This window comes from Kitasatospora sp. NEAU-69 (assembly GCF_057158765.1).
Genome location: NZ_JBWXUE010000002.1, coordinates 413,337 through 431,635, shown reverse-complemented (window position 1 = coordinate 431,635; position 18,299 = coordinate 413,337). Strand labels below are relative to the sequence as shown.

General features: G+C 72.8%; 17 protein-coding genes. 3 read left to right on the top strand and 14 right to left on the bottom strand.

Annotated elements, in window-relative coordinates:
* Positions 1-2: 2 nt before the first annotated feature.
* Complete coding sequence (locus AC060L_RS04030) at positions 3-1,277, top strand: CynX/NimT family MFS transporter (protein ID WP_483797004.1); 1,275 nt, start codon at positions 3-5, stop codon at positions 1,275-1,277.
* A gap of 108 nt (positions 1,278-1,385) precedes the next feature.
* Here AC060L_RS04030 and AC060L_RS04025 read toward each other — a convergent pair whose 3' ends face one another.
* The 9 genes from AC060L_RS04025 to AC060L_RS03985 all read right to left on the bottom strand — a co-directional run bounded on the left by AC060L_RS04025 (position 1,386) and on the right by AC060L_RS03985 (position 10,469).
* The gene (locus AC060L_RS04025) at positions 1,386-2,111 is read right to left on the bottom strand and encodes an ABC transporter permease subunit (RefSeq protein ID WP_483797003.1); all 726 of its coding nucleotides are present in this window, start codon (positions 2,109-2,111) and stop codon (positions 1,386-1,388) included.
* A 73-nt stretch (positions 2,112-2,184) separates the two neighbouring features.
* Positions 2,185-3,102 carry an ABC transporter ATP-binding protein gene (locus AC060L_RS04020; RefSeq protein ID WP_483797002.1) on the bottom strand — a complete coding sequence of 306 codons (918 nt, stop codon included), beginning with the start codon at positions 3,100-3,102 and terminating at the stop codon, positions 2,185-2,187.
* Between the two features lie 9 nt (positions 3,103-3,111).
* Positions 3,112-4,101 carry an ABC transporter permease gene (locus AC060L_RS04015; RefSeq protein WP_483797001.1) on the bottom strand — a complete coding sequence of 330 codons (990 nt, stop codon included), beginning with the start codon at positions 4,099-4,101 and terminating at the stop codon, positions 3,112-3,114.
* The gene (locus AC060L_RS04010; RefSeq protein WP_483797000.1) at positions 4,098-5,084 is read right to left on the bottom strand and encodes an ABC transporter ATP-binding protein; all 987 of its coding nucleotides are present in this window, start codon (positions 5,082-5,084) and stop codon (positions 4,098-4,100) included. The genes AC060L_RS04015 and AC060L_RS04010 overlap by 4 nt, the downstream gene beginning before the upstream one ends.
* 162 nt (positions 5,085-5,246) lie before the next feature.
* Complete coding sequence (locus AC060L_RS04005) at positions 5,247-6,476, bottom strand: hypothetical protein (protein ID WP_483796999.1); 1,230 nt, start codon at positions 6,474-6,476, stop codon at positions 5,247-5,249.
* On the bottom strand, positions 6,473-7,393 hold the full coding sequence (locus AC060L_RS04000) for a hypothetical protein (RefSeq protein ID WP_483796998.1): 921 nt from the start codon (positions 7,391-7,393) through the stop codon (positions 6,473-6,475). Before AC060L_RS04000 ends, AC060L_RS04005 begins: the two co-directional genes overlap by 4 nt.
* Positions 7,390-8,280: a hypothetical protein gene (locus AC060L_RS03995; protein ID WP_483796997.1), complete on the bottom strand. Its 891-nt coding sequence runs from the start codon at positions 8,278-8,280 to the stop codon at positions 7,390-7,392. The genes AC060L_RS04000 and AC060L_RS03995 overlap by 4 nt, the downstream gene beginning before the upstream one ends.
* Positions 8,281-8,338: 58 nt before the next feature.
* Complete coding sequence (locus tag AC060L_RS03990) at positions 8,339-9,103, bottom strand: hypothetical protein (protein WP_483796996.1); 765 nt, start codon at positions 9,101-9,103, stop codon at positions 8,339-8,341.
* 478 nt (positions 9,104-9,581) lie between these two features.
* A complete protein-coding gene (locus tag AC060L_RS03985) occupies positions 9,582-10,469 on the bottom strand; it encodes an LLM class flavin-dependent oxidoreductase (protein ID WP_483796995.1) in 888 nt (295 codons plus the stop codon).
* 260 nt (positions 10,470-10,729) lie between these two features.
* On the opposite strand from AC060L_RS03985, the gene AC060L_RS03980 reads away from it, so the two are divergent.
* On the top strand, positions 10,730-12,781 hold the full coding sequence (locus tag AC060L_RS03980) for a phosphocholine-specific phospholipase C (protein ID WP_483796994.1): 2,052 nt from the start codon (positions 10,730-10,732) through the stop codon (positions 12,779-12,781).
* 110 nt (positions 12,782-12,891) lie between these two features.
* Here AC060L_RS03980 and AC060L_RS03975 read toward each other — a convergent pair whose 3' ends face one another.
* From AC060L_RS03975 to AC060L_RS03960, 4 genes are all read right to left on the bottom strand, one after another.
* The gene (locus AC060L_RS03975; protein WP_483796992.1) at positions 12,892-13,530 is read right to left on the bottom strand and encodes a phosphatase PAP2 family protein; all 639 of its coding nucleotides are present in this window, start codon (positions 13,528-13,530) and stop codon (positions 12,892-12,894) included.
* Positions 13,527-14,804 (bottom strand): MAB_1171c family putative transporter, encoded by a 1,278-nt coding sequence (locus AC060L_RS03970; protein ID WP_483796991.1) that lies wholly within the window; start codon positions 14,802-14,804, stop codon positions 13,527-13,529. Before AC060L_RS03970 ends, AC060L_RS03975 begins: the two co-directional genes overlap by 4 nt.
* Positions 14,801-15,391 (bottom strand): hypothetical protein, encoded by a 591-nt coding sequence (locus AC060L_RS03965; RefSeq protein WP_483796989.1) that lies wholly within the window; start codon positions 15,389-15,391, stop codon positions 14,801-14,803. Before AC060L_RS03965 ends, AC060L_RS03970 begins: the two co-directional genes overlap by 4 nt.
* A 197-nt stretch (positions 15,392-15,588) precedes the next feature.
* The gene (locus tag AC060L_RS03960) at positions 15,589-16,203 is read right to left on the bottom strand and encodes a helix-turn-helix domain-containing protein (protein WP_483796988.1); all 615 of its coding nucleotides are present in this window, start codon (positions 16,201-16,203) and stop codon (positions 15,589-15,591) included.
* A 397-nt stretch (positions 16,204-16,600) separates the two neighbouring features.
* Between AC060L_RS03960 and AC060L_RS03955 the strand changes: the two genes are divergently transcribed.
* A complete protein-coding gene (locus AC060L_RS03955; protein ID WP_483796987.1) occupies positions 16,601-17,446 on the top strand; it encodes a Cof-type HAD-IIB family hydrolase in 846 nt (281 codons plus the stop codon).
* A 16-nt stretch (positions 17,447-17,462) separates the two neighbouring features.
* On the opposite strand, the gene AC060L_RS03950 is transcribed toward AC060L_RS03955, so the two are convergent.
* Positions 17,463-18,284: a phosphate ABC transporter ATP-binding protein gene (locus tag AC060L_RS03950; protein WP_483796986.1), complete on the bottom strand. Its 822-nt coding sequence runs from the start codon at positions 18,282-18,284 to the stop codon at positions 17,463-17,465.
* Between the last annotated feature and the right edge of the window lie 15 nt (positions 18,285-18,299).

Sequence of the window (18,299 nt, the reverse complement as noted above, 5' to 3'; positions counted from 1 at the left end):
CCATGTCGTCCGTCACCCGTGTCCAGCAGCCGCTGGTTACGCCGGCCGTCCCGGTCCGGACCAGGCTCGCCCACCCCGCCCTGCTGCTGACCGGGATCATCCTGGTCGCCCTGAACATGCGCGCGTGCCTGGCCGCGATCTCGCCGATGGTCGGCGAGATCCAGCACACCTTCGGTCTCTCCGCGACCGCCAGCGGGCTGATCACCACGGTTCCGGTGCTCTTCCAGGGCGTCGGCGCGCCGCTCACGCCGCGGCTGACCCGGCGGTTCGGCACCGAGCGGGTGGTGCTCGGCGCCGTGCTGGTGCTCGGGGCCGGCGTGCTGCTGCGGGTGCTCCCCTCGGTCATGGCGCTGTACGCGGGCTGCGTGGTGATCGGGGTCGCGATCGCGGTGCTGAACGTCTCGATGCCCGGCCTGGTCAAGCGCGAGTTCCCGGACCGCGCGGCGACCATGACCGGCGTCTACTCCACCACCATGCTGGTCGGCGCCACCCTGGCGGCCGGCAGCTCGGTGCCGCTGGAGCACGCGCTGGGCGGCGGCTGGCGGGCCTCGCTGGGCGCCTGGTCGCTGCTCGCGCTGGTCGCGGCGGTGGCCTGGCTGCCGCAGGTGCTGCGCAGCCGTCAGGAACGGGCGGCGCTGGCGGCACCGGCGGGGACGGCGGCGGCTGCCGCGCCGGCCGCACCGGTCGCGCCCGCCAAGCCGATCGCCGGGCTCTGGCGGCTGCCGCTGGCCTGGCAGATCAGCCTCTTCATGGGCATCTCCTCGCTGATGGTCTACACGCTGGTGGCCTGGATGCCGACCATCCTGGCCTCGCACGGGATGAGCCGGGACGAGGCCGGCCTGGTCTTCGCGTTCAGCAACCTGGTCCAGGTAGTCAGCGCGTTCCTGGTCCCGCTGCTGGCCGGTCGGATGACCCGGCAGCGCGGACTCGCTGTCACCATGGCCGGCCTGAACGCGGTCGGCGTGGCCGGTCTGCTGATCGCACCGGTCTCCGGTGCCTGGGCCTCGGCCGCCGTGCTCGGCTTCGCCCAGGGCGGCTCGCTCGGCCTGGCGCTGGCCTTCATCGTGCTGCGCACCGACAGCGCGGCCGGGGCCGCCCAGCTGGGCGGCATGACCCAGGCGATCGGTTATCTGATCGCGGCGGTCGGCCCGGTCGGCGGCGGTGCGCTGCACCAGCTGACCGGCGGCTGGACGGCCGTCCTGGTGGTGCTGCTGACGCTGGCCGGCGCGGCCGCGCTGACCGGCTGGGGCGCCGGACGCAACCTCACCCTGCGCTAGAACCTGTCGTCAGGGCCTTCCTTCCTGGGCATCCGGTCAGCCGGCCGGGTGCCCAGGTGACCGGGTGCTCAGGTGATCGGGTGCTCAGCTGGCCGGGTGTTCAGGTGCTCAGCCGGCGTTTCCGTCCGCGTTCAGGGTCAGGCCGGCGAGCTTGACGCTCGCCAGCACAGCGGCGCCCCCGGTCACCACGATCAGCAGCGGGATCGCCGCGCCGAGCGCGACGTCGGAGCTGATCGCACCGTCGGCGGCGAGCGCCTTGGCCACCGAGAGCCCCCACTGGTGGATGCTCAGCGTGCGGGCGCCCTTCACGAAGCTGCCGACCAGGCTCTCCCAGATCAGCGCGTAGGCCAGCCCCGCCACCACCGCGTTGCGGGTGAGGATGCCGAGCAGCAGGAACAGCGCGCTGTAGGCGGCGCCGGCCAGCAGTGCGCCGACGGTGAAGGCGACCGCCAGACCGTCCTTGGTGCCGTAGATGATCAGACCCGCGAGCAGCGTCGGCACGGCCGCGAAGAGCCAGGTGGTGACGACCGCGACGGCGAGCTTGGCGGCGACGATCCGCCGGCGTGCCAGTGGCTTGGCGAGCAGGTAGACGATTGAGCCGTCGTCGATCTCGGTCGCGATCACGCCGGTGCCGACCACCAGGCCGAGGATCGGGACCAGCGTCCCGAGGCTCAGCGTGCCGAGGATGTCGCCTGCCAGCTTGTGCGGATCGGCGCTCGATCCGCGCGCGACCACGGACAGCAGCAACAGCAGCACCGGGACGACCAGCAGCAGAATGCCGCGCCGCCTGCCGAGCAGACCGCGCACGGTCAGCCGGACCACGGTCAGGTTCACGGGGTCAGCCTTTCGGTACTCGAATACGCCAAGGGGATCGGCGAGGGGATCGGCGTGAGGATCGGGCTGGCGATCATGCGTTGACCAGGTACGAGAAGACGCTCTCCAGCGACTCGTCGGCCGGGGAGACGGTGTAGAGCGTGATCCCGGCCTGCCGGGCGACTCGGGGCAGCAGCGTGGTGAAACCCTGGAAGTCGATCGCCTGGACCCGCAGGGCGCGCTCCTGCCAGTCGAGTTCGATACCGGCCGTCGAGGCGTCCGCGATCAGCGCCGCGGCGAGCCGCCGGTCGTCGCTGGAGCGGACCAGGTAGCGGTGCGGCCGGTTCGTCATCAGCCGGCGGATCTCCCGGAAGTCGCCTGAGGCGGCGTGCCGGCCGGCCACCATCACCTCGATGTGCCGGGCCAGTTGCTCGACCTCCTCCAGGATGTGCGAGGAGAAGAGCACCGTGCGGCCGTCGGCGCCGAACCGGCGCAGCAACTCCATCAGCTGCAGCCGCTGGCGCGGGTCCATCCCGTTGAACGGCTCGTCGAGCAGCAGCACGGCCGGCTCGTGGACCAGCGCCGAGGCCATCTTGACCCGCTGCTTCATGCCCTTGGAGTACGTGCCGGTGCGACGCTCCTGCGCGTACTCCATCTCGACCAGGGCGAGTGCCCGGGTGGCGGCCGCGCCGGGATCGGGCAGGCCGTGCAGCTCGGCGTTGGCCAGCACGAACTCCCAGCCGGTCAGGTAGTCGTACATCGCCTCGCGTTCGGGGACCAGCCCGATCGCGCGGTAGACCTCCTGGTTGCGCCAGATCGGCTGCCCGTCCAGCGTCACCGTGCCGGCGGACGGCGCGAGGAACCCGCTCATCAGGTGGATCAGCGTGGACTTGCCGGCGCCGTTGGGCCCGAGCAGGCCGGTGACGCCCGGACCGATCGACATCGAGACGTCGTTGACGGCGACGACGTTCCCGAACCAGCGGGAGACCCGGTCGATGGTGATGACAGCCATGACGGCCTCTCAGATCTTCCGGTAGCGGCGCAGCAGCAGTGCGTACGCACCGGCCACGATGACGAGGATCTCCAGCCCGAACACCACCGCACCGGCCGCTCCCGGGGTGCCGTAGGGCCCGAACTCGTGGGCCAGACCGCAGATCTGGTTGCTGAACCGCTCCACCACCGCACCGGGCGAGAGCACGTAGGCCCAGCCGGCGGACTGCGGATCGGCCTGGTGCGCGCCGCCCTGCAGTGCGTTGGCGATGTTCGCGACGATGCCGGAGATCACCAGCACCCCCATGATCGCCGCCACGCCGAAACCGCGCCGCGGCGTGCCGGCCGCGATCAGCAGGCCGATCGCGGCCAGCACCAGGGAGTAGAGCAGCGCGGTGAGCAGGCCGTAGCCCAGGTGCACGGAGTTGTGGCCGAGATCGAGGCCGCCGAGCAGCGCGCCGAGGTAGAGCACCAGCAGCGGGAGCGTCGTGATGATCAGCAGCGCGACCACCATGGCGGCGCACTTGGCCCGCACGTAGTCGGACCGGGTGATCGGGCGGGAGAAGTAGAGCGGGACGGTCGAGTAGCGCAGGTCGCGGGAGAGCAGCACCGGCGCCTGGGCGGCCGCGAAGATGTACATGAAGAGGCTGCCGACGCCGTCCAGGTACTGCGGGTAGTCGGTGGACAGCTCGGTCCGGCCCTCCATGACGACCAACGCGACCATCACGGCGGCCGGCAGCAGCATCGCGGCCAGCATCAGCGCCGGCAGCACCTTGGAGCGGGCGGAGCGGCCGAGGCCGAAGGCCGCGCGCAGGCTCTGCACGAAGAGCGCGCGGGTGGCGTAGCCGCGACCGAGCCGGGGGCCCTGGTAGCCGCGGTAGCCGATGTCGTGGATGACGCCGCCGGGCCCGGGCGGTGGCGCGGGTGCGGGCGCAGGCGCGGTGCGCGGGCCCTGGGAGCCTCGGGGACGCCCGGGGTCCTGGGGGTCCTGGGGCCCGTGGGTGTCAGTGGGAAGCGTCATTCGGCTGCCTCCTGGGTGAAGATCTCCGAGACGCGGTGGTGGCGCTGCTCCAGCCGGACCAGGCCGAGCCCGAGCTCGGCGACGGTGTCGCGGATGAGGTCGTAGGTGGACTCGCCCGCCAGCTCGACGAGCAGGATCCGCGAGCCCTCGGTCGTGACGGTCAGGCCGGCCGCGGTGAGACGCTCGCGGACGGCCTGGTCGGCGTCGAACGGCGCAGCCGGGGGCGTGGCGTCCGGGGTCACGGGGGCGTCCGGACGGTCCGTCACCTCGACCGCGAGCAGCCGGGTGGCCGTCGTGAAGGAGGCGGTGGAGGAGGAGCGGAGCAGCCGGCCGCCGTCGATCACCACCAGGTGGTCGCAGGTGCGCTCCAGCTCACCGAGCAGGTGCGTGGTGACCAGCACCGAGATGCCGAACTCGCGGTGCACGCGGCGGATCAGCGCGAGCATCTCGTCCCGGCCGACCGGATCGAGGCCGTTGGTGGGCTCGTCCAGCAGCACCAGCCGCGGGTCGTGGACCAGTGCCTGGGCGAGTTTGACCCGCTGTTTCATGCCGGTGGAGTAGCCGCCCATCGGGCGGTAGCGCTCCTCGTAGAGCCCGACATGGCGCAGCGTGTCGGCCGTTCGCTCTCGCGCGGCGGCCGCGGGCAGTCCGGCCATCCGGGCCATGTGCACCACGAACTCGGTCGCGGAGACGTCCGGTGGCAGGCAGTCGTGCTCGGGCATGTAGCCGACCTGCTCGCGGATCGCCGAGCCCTGGGTGGCGACGTCCAGCCCGAGCACCTCGCCGGTGCCGGAGGTGGCCGGGGCGAGGCCGAGCAGGATCTTGATCAGGGTGGACTTGCCCGCACCGTTGGCCCCGACCAGACCCACCACGCCCGGCTGCACCTCTACGGTGAGCTGGTCGAGCGCGGTGACTGCCGGGAACCGCTTGGTGAGGCCGGCCGTCCTGATGACGGGCGGGGTGGTGACGGGTGCTGTGGACACACGGTGAACCTAGCGGCCGCGCACCATCCGGCGGAGCTGACTACGGGCCAGGCCTTTCTCCTCCTCAGGGATGACCCGGCGCGGAACTCCCCTAGGGGACAGGGGTCCTGTGGGGACGTTCCGCGCCGTCGTCAGGTCGGCCGAACAGGCCGACAGAGCAGGTCAGCCGAGCAGATCCGACTGGAGGGTCACGACCTGGCGGAACGCCTGGTCGGGCACGCCGTTCGGGTTGGTCATCAGGACGGTGACCACGGTGTCGCCCTCGTCCAGGTACGCGACCTTGCCGACCGGCTGCTGGTTGCCCGCCGCCCGCTGCGAGGTGCCGCGGGCGTAGAACTGCGCGTAGTGCGAGAGCGTGAAGTCGTCCGGAGTGGTCTCCGCCGCCGGGACGGCGACGAGCTCACCGTTCGCCGTCATGTCCCCGTAGAAGCGGCTGCCCTCGTCCGAGGAGCCGAAGCGGAGCAGCCAGATCTCGGTCCGGGTGCCGTCGGCCGCCGTCCAGACCCGGGTGGCGGCGGACCGGCAGGCGTTGACCGTGAGCCGGGTGGCCAGGGACACCGAGGGGGTGTCGAGCTTGGCGTAGTCCGCGCAGTCGGCCGCCGTGGCCGGGAGCGGGGCGCTCGGCGAGGAGGCCGAGCCGGACCCGGAGGCCGAGGCGGAGGCAGCAGCTGAGGCGCTCGCGGAAGCGGACGCAGACGCAGACGCGGACGTCGAGGCGGCGGCGGACGTCGCCGTGGAGGCGGCGATCGGGCTGAGGACGGCGCCCTTCGGGGCCTGCAGGACGAGCTGACGCAGGTCGGCGTAGTGGCGACCGCCTGCGGCCTTGTCGCTCGGGACCGGCTTGCCCGCCGGGAGCTGCGGCAGCGCCAGCGGGGCGAAGGAGTAGCGGCCGTCGTTGGGCGTGGCCAGACCGGGGATCTTCGTGCGCTCGGGGGTGGTGACGGCGACCGCGGCGGCGGTACCGGTGGCAGCGAGCAGCACCACGGCCGCACCCCACCGCAGCACGGTGGCCAGCGCGGGCTTGCGACGCGGGGGCCGGCCATCGACCGGCATGCCGGGGACGCTGCCCGGGACGACCCACGGGTTGTACGGCTGCTGCGGACCGGCGACCAGGGGAACCGGGTGCACCGGAACTGCCGTTACCACGGGGGCGGGGGCGGGGGCGGGGGCGGGCGCAGGAGCCGGAGCGGGGGTCTGCTCGGGCGCGGGCTCGGGGACCTTGGTGAGCTGGACGGTCCCGGCAGGCTCGGCCGGAGCCTGAGCCGGAGCTGCAGGCACGTCAGCCGGGGCGTCGGCGGGCTCGGCCGACTCGGCAGCCGTCCCGGCGGGCTCGGCGGGCAGCACCGGCTCGGTGGGCTGCTCCGGCTCGGTCGGGTCAGAGTTCTTGGTCATACGGAAGCTCCGGGAAGGGCCAGCCGCAGCAGCTGCTGACGGAAGATGGACACGGCCTCGCTCTTCGGCAGCGGCGCGACGCCCTCGACGTGCATGGTGACCAGGAGGTCGCCGACCGCGCCCGTGCAGAGCAGCTCGTCGATCGGGTCGCTCGGCTGGGTCGGCGGCAGGAAGCAGCTCGCGTCCGGGTAGTCCGGGACGGCGGGGCCCTGGCGGAACAGGCCGGAGTCGGTGCCCAGCGCGCCGTTGAAGGCGTTCTGCGCCTGCACCGCCTTCTGGTTGAACTGCTCCAGGCGCAGCATCACGGTGAGCTTGCCGTCCTCGGAGCGGTAGCTGCGGACGCCGGCGCCCTTGACCCCGATCGCCTTGAGCTGGTCCTTGACCTTGTCCTGCTGGTCCTTGGGCAGGTCCTTGACCTGGTCGTTCGCGTCGGCCAGCAGCTGGTCGGCCGTCAGCTCGGTGTCGTTGCCGTCGAGCCCGTCGTCCGGGCCGAGCTCGTAGCTGGCCGGCACCGGGAGCAGCAGGTCGCGCAGCGAACCGAAGTGCGTGCCGTTCGACGAGGCGCCGTACGGAACCGACGTGGCCGACGGAGCGGCGGACGGCACGGCCGTGACGGCCGGAGCCGCGGTCACAGGCGCGTCGTCGTACTTGGCCTTGATGATCCCGACCCCGATGCCCACGCCGACCAGCGCGGCGACGAGCACCGCCGCGGTGGCGCGCAACGCGGTGCGGCCGCTGCCCCGGGGAACGGACGGGACCGGCTCGAAGCCGGGCGGCACCGGCGCGTAGCCGGGCGCCGCCGGGCCGAAACCCGACCCCGACTCGGCCGGGGCGTGACCGGGCTCGGCGTGACCGGGCTCGGCGGGGGTGGCGGGGGCGGAGCCGGACTCCGCCGGGGTGTTCTCGACGTCGCTCATGCCAGCCGCTCCCACTGCTGCTTTGCGAGGTCCCGGACCTCGTCCGCGTTCACCGGATGCGAAGCGGAGTAGACCTCCACGCTCACCACGACATCGCCGCGCCGGGTCTTGGCCTCACCGAAGTAGTACTTGTCGGTGGTCTCGGCGTACGTCCGCTGCTCGGCGGGCGCGTCGTAGGCGCCGTCCATCCCGTCGGTGAAGGCGGTGGTGTCGGTGCCGCGCATCTGGTCCACCGACTCGTAGGCCGAGCGGGCCTGGTCCGAGAAGTACTGGATCAGCTGGATCCGGTACTTGACGTCGCCCTTCTGCCAGGAGACGAGCGCGATGCGGCGCAGGCCGGCGTTGATCAGGCTGGGGAAGAGGGTGGCGGCTTCGAGGCGGGACCGGGCCATGTCCCCGGCCGACTCCCAGTCGCCCGAGTTGCCGAGGCCGAAGTTGTCCCAGTCGTCGGCGTCGGCCGGCTTCGGGAGGAGCAGCTTGCGCAGGTCGCCGTCGATGGCGAGCGGCTTGGGGGCCGCCGCCGCGGCGGCCGCGGGGTCGAGCGCACCGGCCGGGTACTGCGGCAGCGCGACCTGCTCGATCGGCGGCAGCGGCGTGGGCGGACGGTTCGCCTGGATCGCGTACCCGACGCCGCCACCGGCCAGCGGCCCGAGCAGCAGCGCGGCGACCAGCAGCATCGCGGTCCGGCCACGCCGACGGGGACGCGGCTGCGCCTCGGGCTGGGTCCCGGGCTGTGTCCCGGGCTCGAACTGGGCCTGGAACTGGGCGAACGGATCGGCAGCGGGCACGGGCGCGGGCGCGGCGAACGGGCCGTCGGGCGCCGCGAACGCACCTACGGGCTCGGCCGGCACGGCGGCAGCGGCCGGCTCGGGGGATTCGGTGCTCACGGAGGTCTCCAGCACAGGGGGAGGGGAGGTCGGGGGCGGACCGCTGACGTCCGCGGGCTCAGCCACCGCTGGCCAGCCGATCGCGCTGACGCTTCATCGCGTCCACCAGCTGCGCCTTGTCCGGGTCGCCCTTCGCGTCGATGGTCACCTCGTACTCGACGTCGCCGGAGTAGGAGACACCGACCATCTCGCCGGTGTACGCCTGCTGGTCGGGCTTGAAGATGTAGCCCTTGGCGTTGCCGTCACCGTCGATGTCCACCTGGTCGCCCTTGTCGAAGGTGGCGGCCTTCGCGAACGCCTGGGCGTCGTCCTGGCTGGAGAAGCGCATCAGCCGGGACGTCACCTCCATCTGACCGTCGGCGGTGCGGTACTGCCGGGAGACCGCCTCCTGGTAGGTGTACGTGGCCAGCACGCTCTTGATGTCGGTGGCCTTGTCGTACTCCTTGGCCAGGTCGTCCATGGTCAGCTGTTCGCCGTCCGCGGAGCCGTACGGCTCGCCGCCGTCGGGCACCGGCAGCAGGAAGAAGCGCAGGTCACCGCCGTGGGCGCCGCCGCTGACCGTGCCGTGCAGCGTGCTGCTGGGGGCCGGGGCGAGGCTGAGGCTGGGGACCGGCACGGGAGTCGGGCTCGCGCTCGGGCTCGGCACCGCGCTCGGCGTGGCGACGGCCGCGGCGACGGCGGTCCGCCGGTGGTCCGGCTTGCCGACCGCGACGGTGACGGTGGCGCTGGCGGCGGTGACGGCGAGCAGGCCGAGCGTCGCGAGCACGACCGTGACGGCGCGGGGCTTGCGGCGCGCTGACGGCAGCTCAGCCTCGAACGCCATCGCCGGCATCGGCATCGGCATCGGCATAGGCGCCTGCGTCGGCGTCGGTGCTGCCGGGAACACGGGCGCGGGGCCCGCTCCCGCCTCGGGGGCCGATCCTGGCTCGGGGGCCGGACCTGGCTCAGGCACGGGTACCGGATCGGGGTCGGATGCGGACAAGGGACTCCCCCAGAGAGTGAAGAGTGGAGTGCCGCGCGGCCGCGGCAGAGCCGACCGGCCGCCGCCTCGATCCGGCCGCAGTGTCAGTCAGCTGGAAGTATGAGAGATCCCCGGCCGCCCCAACAACGCCGCAATCCACCCCACTCCCCCATTACTCGACCAATCGGGCACGTCGTGACCGAACCGCAACCGGCCGACCCCGGCGGGTGACGGCATAACGGTGCATCAGCACTGATCAGGGACAGGACAACCGCCCACCCGACCCACCGTCACGCCGGTCACCCGCACCGACAACCGCACCGACATCACCCCACCGGCATCACCGCAGCTGCGCGAGCCCCTCGGTGGCGATCCGCTCGAAGACGGCCAGGTCGTTCTCGAAGATCGAGTCCGGCACCGGCCAGTGGATGACCAGCTCGGTGATGCCCAGCTCCTGGTACCGCCCGGCCCAGTCGACGAACGCGTCCAGCGAGGCCAGCGGCTTCTCCGCCGTGGACCCCTGGAGCAGCACCTTCTCCAGCTCCGCCACGTCCCGCCCCTGCGCCTCGCAGGCCGCCGTCAGCTTCGCGAGCTGCGCCGCGATCACCGCCGGCGCCTGCTCGACCGGCACGTCGGCCGGACCGCGCGGGTCGCCGTACGTCACCCAGCCCTGCCCGAACTCCGCCGCCAGCCGCAGCCCGCGCGGCCCGGTCGCCGCGACGTAGAACGGCAGCCGCGGCCGCTGCACGCAGCCGGGGATGTTGCGCGCCTCGACGGCCGAGTAGAAGCGGCCCTCGTCGGTGGTCGAGTCCTGCGTCAGCAGCTTGTCCAGCAGCGGCAGGAACTCGCCGAACCGGTCCGCCCGCTCCTTCGGCGACCACGCCTCCTGCCCCATCGCCGTCGCGTCGAAGCCCGTCCCACCGGCCCCGATCCCGACCGTCAGCCGCCCACCCGAGATGTCGTCCAGGCTCACCAGCTCCTTGGCCAGGGTCACCGGGTGCCGGAAGTTCGGCGAGGTCACCAGCGTGCCGAGCCGGATCCGCTCGGTCGCGGTCGCGGCGGCGGTGAGGGTCGGAACCGCACCGAACCAGGGCTCGTCGCGGAAGGACCGCCAGGAGAGGTGGTCGTAGGTGTAGGCGGAGTGGAACCCGAGCTCCTCGGCCCGCCGCCAGATCTTCTGGCCGTCGTTCCACCGGTGGATGGGGAGAATCACTGTGCTCAGACGCATGTCTCCGACCCTAAGGGAGCCCGGGGACGAGCCGGACGAGGCTGCACGTGAGGTACGGGTGGCGATCCTCGCGAGCCAGGTGACTGCGGGAGCAGGGTGCGCCGCGGAGAGCTCTGGGAGCGGTCCGGGAGGGGCCTGCTGAGGTGTTGTCGGAGATTTCGCCGACGATTGGGCTGCGTTCTGTCGTAGGTTCTCGCTGGGGTCATGACATGGACCCGCCCGTCGCGCCGCGCCCCGATCCCCCAGGAGACAGGACTGCCATGAGCGCCATCGACCGTCGTCGTTTCATCCAGCTGGCAGGCGGTACCGCCGCGCTGTCCGCGCTCTCGACCAGCATCGCCAGGGCTGCGGCGATTCCGGCGCACCGCCGGACCGGGAGCCTGCGGGACGTCGAGCACATCGTCGTGCTGATGCAGGAGAACCGTTCCTTCGATCACTACTTCGGCACCCTGCGCGGTGTCCGCGGCTTCGGGGACCCGCGGCCGGTGACGCTGCCGAGCGGCAAGCCGGTCTGGTACCAGTCGGACGGGACGAGGGACGTGCTGCCGTTCCACCCGGGCGCGCAGAACCTCGGGCTGCAGTTCCTGGAGGATCTGGCGCACGACTGGAACAGCGGGCACCAGGCGCGCAACCAGGGGCGCTACGACCAGTGGGTACCGGCCAAGACGGCGACCACGATGGCGTACCTGACCCGCGACGACATCCCGTTCCACTACGCGCTGGCCGACGCGTTCACGATCTGCGACGCGTACCACTGCTCGCTGGTCGGCCCGACCGACCCGAACCGGTACTACATGTGGACCGGTTACGTCGGCAACGACGGCAAGGGCGGCGGCCCGGTGATCAGCAACGCCGAGGCCGGCTACTCCTGGACCACCTACCCGGAGCGGCTGGAGCAGGCCGGCGTCTCCTGGAAGATCTACCAGGACATCGGCGACGGGCTGAACGCGGCCGGCGGCTGGGGCTGGCTGCAGGACGCCTACCGCGGCAACTACGGCGACAACTCGCTGCTCTACTTCAACCAGTACCGCAACGCGCAGCCGGGCGACCCGCTCTACGACAAGGCCCGCGCCGGCACCGACGTCAAGGCCGGCGACGGCTACTTCGACCGGCTGAAGGCCGACGTCAAGGCCGGCACACTGCCGCAGGTCTCCTGGATCGTCGCCCCGGAGGCGTTCACCGAGCACCCGAACTGGCCGGCCAACTACGGTGCCTGGTACGTCTCACAGGTGCTGGACGCGCTCACCTCGAACCCCGAGGTGTGGAGCCGGACGGCGCTGCTCGTGACCTACGACGAGAACGACGGCTTCTTCGACCACCTGGTGCCGCCGTTCCCGCCGGCCTCGGCGGAGCAGGGGCAGTCCACCGTCGCCACCACCGGCGAGCTCTACACCCCGGCGGCCGGCGCCCCGTTCAGCGCGGGCGCGTACGGCCTGGGCCAGCGGGTGCCGATGTTCGTCGTCTCGCCGTGGAGCACCGGCGGTGCGGTCTGCTCGCAGACCTTCGACCACACCTCGATCATCCAGTTCATCGAGCGCCGCTTCGGTGTGCACGAGCCGAACATCTCGCCGTGGCGCCGGACCGTCAGCGGCGACCTGACGGCAGCCTTCGACTTCGGCTGCCAGGACGGCGGCGTGCCGACGCTGCCCGACACCAGCGGCTACCTGCCGCCGGACCACGACCGGCACCAGAGCTACGCGCCGGCGCCGCCGTCGAACCCGCAGCTGCCCCGGCAGGAGCCCGGCCTGCGCCCGGCCCGCCCGCTCCCGTACGACCTGGCCGCCGACGGCCGCACCGGTGACGACGGCAGCCTGCGGATCGACTTCGCGAACCACGGCAAGGCCGGCGCGCACTTCCTGGTGACCTCGGCGAGCCGGCCGGACGGGCCGTGGACGTACACCGTCGAGGCCGGGCGGCAGCTCACCGCGAGCTGGAGCCTGACCGGCGACTACGACTTCACCGTGCACGGGCCGAACGGGTTCCAGCGGCTGTTCCGGGGCCGGGCCGGCGCGGGCGCCGAGCTGACGGCACGCCATGACGGCGGCACCGGCCACGTGCGGCTGGAGCTCAGCAACAACGGTGCCACGACGGTCAAGCTCACCGTGACCGACGGCTACGGCCACGAGCGCCCGGCCACCTACCAGCTGCGGCCGGGGGCACAGCTGGTCCACACGGCGGACCCGGGGCACAGCAACGGCTGGTACGACCTGTCGGTGACCGGCGACCAGGACCCGGCGTTCCTGCGCCGGCTCTGCGGGCACGTCGAGACCGGGCAGCCGAGCACCAGCGACCCGGCGATCGCGACGCGCTGACCAGATGAGGGGCTGAGGAGTCGAGGCGCTGAGGAGATGAGGGGCGTCGGCCGTCCGCCTGCGGCAGGAGCAGCGGCGGGCGGCCGACGCGGTGGTCAGCGCAGCGAGAGTCAGCGCAGCGCGAGGAAGACCGGGGTGGCGACGGCGGCGCCGAGCACGCTGCCGACCAGCACCTGGGCGGGCGTGTGGTCGCGCAGCGCGATCCGGGACCAGCCGACGAGTGCGACCAGCGGGTAGAGCGCGAGCAGCCACGGGCCGTAGCAGAACGCGAGCATCACGATCGCGCCGGACGAGACGGCGGTGTGCACGCTGACCTTCCAGACCGTGGTGACGGCCAGGATCGCGACGAGCGCGGCGAGCATCGCGGCGACCAGCGCGACCAGCTCCGACGGGGCGTGCAGGGCCAGCATCAGCGCCATGCCGAGCAGCACCGAGACCATGATCAGCGGTATCACCACCAGCCGGTCCTGGCGGCGGCGGACGTGCCGGTCACCCCAGTGGCCGCGCCGCTCGCCGGCCTTGATCAGCAGGATCGGGATCACGCCGGAGAAGAGCGCGGCCTCCAGGCCCCAGCCGAGGCCGGCCAGCCGGCCGGCGTGCCAGCCGGTGAGCAGGGTGACCGCGATGATCCAGTTCTTCGGCTCCAGGCCGTCGGTGACCAGCCGGGCCCACCGCGACTCGGCGGCAGGTGCCGGGTCGTCGGCAGGCACAGGGCCGGCGGCGGGCCCGGGGTCGGTCAGCGCGGTCACGAGGCTTCCTGGAGGTCGGCGGTACGGGCGAAGTCCTCGGCGGCCGGCGAGCGGTACGCGGCGGCGAGGTGCAGCAGGCGGGCGGTCTCGGTCGCGAAGTCGAGCTCCTCGAAGGTGCCGTCCCGGCCCGGCGCGGCCGGCTCGGCCGGGGTCCGCCCGGCCAGCCGCTCGGTGCAGGCGGCGCGCAGCCAGAGCGCCTCGGCCAGCACGCCCCGGCGCTGCGGATCGGCCTCGGCGGCCTCGGCGGCGGCCGCGGCCCGGCGGCGCAGCTCGGGGTCGGCGTACGAGGCGAGCACCAGTGCGGCGTCCCGGATCTCGATGACCAGGCGGTGCAGCCGCACCCGGGCGCTGCGGCCGAGCGGCGCGGTCAGCACCACCTCGGGGACGGCGCCGGTCAGCGCGGTCCACAGCGGGCCGAGTCGGCGCGCGGTGCGCCAGGCCCCCAGCGCCGCGATGGCCGAGCCGATCGGCGGGATCGAGCTGCCCAGCAGGACGAGCGCGATGGCGATCCACTCCAGGTCGTACAGCACGCTCGCGGGCATGAACATCGGCCGGTCGAACAGCTGGAGCAGCACCTGGCAGACCCGCAGCACCGAGTAGCCGAAGCCGAGCGCGGTACCGAGGGCCAGCACCCGCAGGCCGGTGCGCAGCCAGCCGGCGGCGGCCCGGCGCGCGTAGGTGCCGAAGAGCCAGCTGGTGACGGCCATCGCGGCACCCAGGTAGCCGGCCACGATCAGCGCGTACGCGGCGGCCGGGACCGAGCCGGGGTAGGCCTGGTAGAAGTCGGCGACCTCACTGGTCTGGTGCAGCAGCGCGAAGCTCACCGCGAGGCCGGCCTGCGCGGTGAGCAGCCCGATCAGCATCGGCCGGCGCAGCCGCTGGGCGAGGTCCGGGCGGGCCATCGCGGCCACGAAGGCGAGCAGCGCGTTGCAGGCGACCAGGCCGATGATGTGCTTGAGCGGCACCACCAGGTTGTGGACGCCGCTGGCCGCGTCGATCCCGTCGGTCAGCACCGGCAGGCCGAGCGTGACCAGGATCGTGACGCCCGCGAAGGCCGTCCACAGCGGGCGCTGGCGCGGGTTCTGGACGGCGGCGGGCAGGCGCCACACGGTGACCAGCCAGAGCATCGCCAGCACCACCACATGGCCCAGCGGCACCGGGGCCGACGCCGCCTGGGCGACGGCGAGCGGGTGCAGGTGGCTCAGCGGGTGGCCCAGGGAGACGTTCAGGGGGAGGTTCAGGGGGAGGCTCTGGGAGACGTTCACGAGGTTCATATACGGCGTACCGGGTGTCCAAGGGCGTCGTTGAGGCGGTCCAGCACCTGGTCCGAGTGCGGTGTGCCGGGGTCGGCCGCGCCACTGGTCCGGGTGGCGCGTTCGAGGATCAGGGTGGCGAGGGATTCTGCGTCGGACTCCTGGCTGCTGCTGTAGCCGTTGCGGGCCAGCAGCGCGAGCACCCGGTCGGTGGCCAGGCCGAGCTCTTCGTCGGCGGCCCGCTGCTGCGCCTCGGCCGCGGCGGCCGCGGCCGCGCGCTCGGCGAGCGCGTTGCGTTCGGCGGGGGTCGCACCGTCCGGCGCCAGGTGGTCCAGCAGCATGTGCGCGATCTCGTGCAGGACGATCTGGGTCTTGAGGATCGGGGCCGCGCCGGCCTCGTAGAAGACCAGGTCCTCGGTGTCCAGGCCGACCCAGAGTCCGCACGGCAGGTCGGCCCCGGCGGCGTTCTCCAGCGGCACCAGGCGCAGTGGGCGGCCGCGGCCACGGGCGACGGCCGCGCAGAACTCCTCCAGCTGGAACGGCCGCGGTACCGGCAGCCGCTCGGCCAGATCGGCGAGATGGCTGCGGGGCTGTCTGCGCCACTTCATGGCCGCCCTGCCCTCTCTGCGCTCACTGCGGCCGGTCGAGAGCTCGCGCTGTGCTCACACGCTGTGCCCACTGCCAACCGGTCCCGACCGGTTCCGACCACCGGTCGATCGAGCCAGTAGCTTAAACGCTCGGTCGAGCGGTGGTCACGTGCGGTGGCGTGCAGGTGCAGTGTCTTCCGCGTACGGTCTCCTTCACGTCACGTTCGGTGACGCCCGGGCCGGACCCGCCCGACCTCCGGCAGGCCCTCGACCTCGCGGACCTGGTCGACGATCGCCCGCAGGCCCTTCAGCGCGCGCGGGGAGAGCCCGGCCAGCCGGAAGGCCACCGCGCGCACGTTGCGGTCGGCCAGCATGTCCGCCAGTTCGTCCGCGCCGGCAGCCGCACCGGCCCCGCCGGCCCCACCGGCAGCCCCACTGGCCCCACCGGCCCCACCGGTGGCCGACGGCACCCCCGCGGTCGGCTTCGGGACGCCCGGACCGGCCACCACCGCGCCCGCCTTGAGCTCGCGCACCCGGGCATCGACCCGCTCGGCCACCGTGTCGTCCAGGAAGTACGCGGCCGGCACGCCGAAGAAGGCCGCGATCGCCTCCAGCGTCTTCACCGTCGGGTTGGTCTTGGCACCGGTGCGGATCTGCTGCAGGGTGCCGTGCGAGACGGTCGGGCCGTCCGGGCCGGCCTGCTCCCGGATCGCCTGCGCCACCTCGTGGTAGCTGAACGGGCCGCGTCCGGCCGGGTGGATCTCCTGGAAGAGGTGCTCCAGCTTCTCGGCGATGGTGCGCGGCCGCACAGGGCTCGACTCACCGGTCGGCATCGCCACTCCTTCTCCGCGGTGGACGCCGCGGGGTCCCGCGGCGGGCTCGGAAATCTGCGCTCAAAGCCCAGTATCCACTGAATTAGACGTTCTATCGGGCGGAAGCGGTGACTTCATCCGATGAACCTGCCATTTCCTCAAGGCAGCCTCAAGTCCGGCCCCCGCTCTCGACCAGCCCGTCTCGGAGCCGGTCTCGACCGGCTATTGCGGTTGACAGCCCGGGGAGGGTTCGGCGTATGTTCAACCGCGTGCCGTCCAACAAAATAGACGGCAGGCAGTCGGACGGCGCACGGTCACACGGGGGTTGACCGTGCGCCGTCATGCCTTCTCCGCAACGGTCGGGAGCGCCGCGCACCCGGCAACCCGCAGCGCCGTGTGGCCCTGCGAGGATGGTCCGGTGAACCCGCCGACTCCGCGCATCCGACTGATCGCAACCGACCTCGACGGCACGCTGCTCTGCGACAACGGCACCGTCTCGCCCCGCACGGCCGCCGCACTGGCCGCCGCCGAGACGGCCGGCATCCAGGTGGTCTTCGTCACCGGGCGCCCGCCGCGCTGGATGACGAAGCTGAGCGGCCACATCGGCGGCCACGGCGTGGCGATCTGCTCGAACGGCGGCGCGATCGTCGACGTGCACGGCGGCCGCCTGCTGGAGAGCTTCCCGCTGACCGTCCCGGACGCCCGCGCCGTGGTGGCCCGGCTGCGCGAGCGGCTGCCCGGAACGGCGTTCGCCTTCGAGTACCCGGAGGGCTTCGCCCGCGAGCCCGAGTACGAGGTCCGGATGTGGGGCGACGACGAGGCGCACGAAGTCGCGCCCGCCGAGGAGCTGCTCGCGGACCACCGCGCCGGCAGCGGCGCGGCCGTCAGCTACAAGATCCTCGCGAAGCACCCGGAGCTGGACCCGGACGCGTTCCTGCGCGAGGCCAGGGCGGCCATCGGCGACCTCGCCGAGGCCACCCGGTCCAGCCCGATCGCGCTGCTGGAGATCAGCGCCCGCGGCGTCACCAAGGCCAGCACGCTGGCCCGCTGGTGCGCCGAGCAGGGCATCGACCGGACCGAGGTGGTGGCCTTCGGCGACATGCCGAACGACCTGGAGATGCTGGCCTGGGCCGGCACCTCCTACGCGGTCGCCAACGCGCACCCCGAGGTACTCGCGGCGGTCGCGCAGCACACCGTCAACAACACCGACGACGGCGTGGCCCGGGTGATCGAGCAGCTGATCTCCCGGCCGGCCGCCTCCTGACCGACCACCACACCGTTTAGCCGAAGCGGCCGTTGACGTAGTCCGCAGTGCGCTGATCGACCGGCGCGGTGAAGATCTGCTCGGTCGGGCCCGCCTCCACGATCCGGCCCGGCGTGTCATGGCTGGCCAGGAAGAACGCGCAGGACTGCGAAACCCGTTGGGCCTGCTGCATGTTGTGGGTCACGATGACGATCGTCAGCCGGCCGCGCAGCTCGGCGATGGTCTCCTCGACCCGGCGGGTCGAGGTCGGGTCGAGCGCCGAGCACGGCTCGTCCATCAGCAGCACCTCCGGCTCGACCGCCAACGAGCGTGCGATGCACAGGCGTTGCTGCTGGCCGCCGGAGAGCGCGCCGCCCGGGGTGCCGAGCCGGTTGCTGACCTCGTCCCACAGTCCGGCCCGGCGCAGGCTGTCCTCGATCAGGTACTCGCGGTGGTCCCGGCTCACCTTGATGCCGGCCAGCTTGAGCCCGCTGGAGACGTTGTCCGCGATCGACATCGCCGGGAACGGGTTGGGCCGCTGGAAGACCATCCCGATCCGCCGCCGCACCTCGGCCGGCCGGCGCCCGTGCGCGTAGACGTCCTCGCCGTCGAGCAGCACCTCGCCGGCCAGCTGGGCACCGCGCACCATCTCGTGCATCCGGTTGAGGATCCGCAGGAACGTCGACTTGCCGCAGCCGGAGGGCCCGATCAGCGCGGTGACCTCGCCGGCCGCCATGCTGAGCGAGACCCGCTCCAGCACCTTGTGCGCGCCGAACCAGGCGGAGACCTCGCGGGACTCCAGCCCGGAGAGCGGGACCGGCTCGGCCGACGGACTCGGGCGGGGAACGGTGGTGGTCATCGGGCGGACGTCCTT